The following is a 1,392-nucleotide window of genomic DNA, read 5'->3' as shown; positions in this document are numbered from 1 at the left end:
CATAAGCCGGCATTACAGCGCGAACGAAATTCAATACATCTTCAAATACTGCAGGTGCGTCGACCAATACCTCGCCGATATCTTGGCGCAGATAGTCTCGAATAGCGCGAATGATTACGTTGCTTTCTTGGTAGATTAAGAAAGGAGCGGGGCGGCTCTCAGACGCAGTCTTAATGGAATCCCAAAATTGAACAAGGTAGTCAAGGTCCCATTGTAGTTCTTCAGTACTTCGACCAACGCCTGCAGTGCGAACAATAACGCCCATGCTGTTAGGCATGTTTAAGCCAGACATTGCTTCTTTTAGCTGTGCGCGATCTGGCCCTTCAATTCGGCGAGAAATGCCGCCGGCTCTTGCGTTGTTTGGCATGAGTACCAAGTAACGACCAGCTAGGCTGATAAACGTAGTGAGTGCAGCACCCTTGTTACCGCGTTCTTCCTTTTCAACCTGTACGATTACTTCTTGGCCTTCGCTGATCGCATCTTTGATGTTAACGCGGCCTTTGCCAGCGCTTGGCTTGAAGTATTCTTTTGAAATTTCTTTAAGAGGAAGGAAGCCGTGTCGCTCGGCACCGAAATCGACGAAAGCAGCTTCTAGGCTAGGTTCAACACGGGTTACTTTGCCTTTATAAATGTTTGCTTTCTTTTGCTCGCGAGAGCCGGCTTCAATGTCTAGGTCGTAGAGTTTTTGCCCGTCAACGAGGGCTACACGCAACTCTTCGCTTTGAGTCGCGTTGATTAACATTCTTTTCATGAACAACGTCCAATATGGCGCTGTATACAGGAAGGGCAGAAAGATCGAGGGTTAGAATACCTACAACTGTGGCGTTAAAACGAGCATGCAAACACTAAACTCCAGGTTTTATAGCTGCTCTGTTGAACTAACATCTCATTGTAAACAGCAGGTCTTATGGTCTCTTTACAACGCAAGTCTTGTGAACTCACGGTGTCGGCCTGTGTCGTGATCATGCTTTGAATGGCTTACGAAGGCCTCTTTAAGCATCATCTAAAGATCTTTTGCGCTACGCTGTACAGCGTATTTATCCAATCATTTGTTTTGCAAACTGCGTAAAAACAAATGTTCCTTTGGGTGTTTCTCTTTTCATACCGTGAGCACAGTGAGCGCTATGCGATAGGCAGGCTTCAAGGCTTCGAACGATATGTATTACCAATGCATCACCATCATTCAACTTTGCCAACGCTTTTCTCATTGCTGTTTTTTTGCAACAAGTGCAAAGCGGCTATACTCTTTTTTCCTGCAGATTCTAGTGAAGAATGTGCGTATTTTACGGGGCTAAAGCTGTATGATTGCGGAAACGAAAATGTCGTTTCAAGCACCTTTGGATTTAAAAGGGGCCGACGCGGAAGCGAATATAGCAGTAATTGGTAGGTCGG

2 protein-coding genes are annotated in these 1,392 nt (G+C 45.8%); both read right to left on the bottom strand.

Annotated elements, in window-relative coordinates; all coding sequences use genetic code 11:
• The coding region (locus tag A3739_RS00760) for a ribonuclease E/G (RefSeq protein ID WP_156502215.1) at positions 1 to 751 on the bottom strand (751 nt) is incomplete at its 3' end.
• A gap of 286 nt (positions 752 to 1,037) precedes the next feature.
• On the bottom strand, positions 1,038 to 1,196 hold the full coding sequence (locus tag A3739_RS28525) for a hypothetical protein (protein ID WP_156502214.1): 159 nt from the start codon (positions 1,194 to 1,196) through the stop codon (positions 1,038 to 1,040).
• Positions 1,197 to 1,392 lie beyond the last annotated feature (196 nt).

This window comes from Oleiphilus sp. HI0067 (assembly GCF_001635735.1).
Note: the sequence above shows the minus strand (reverse complement) of the source record. Positions and strands in the feature narration are given on the sequence as shown.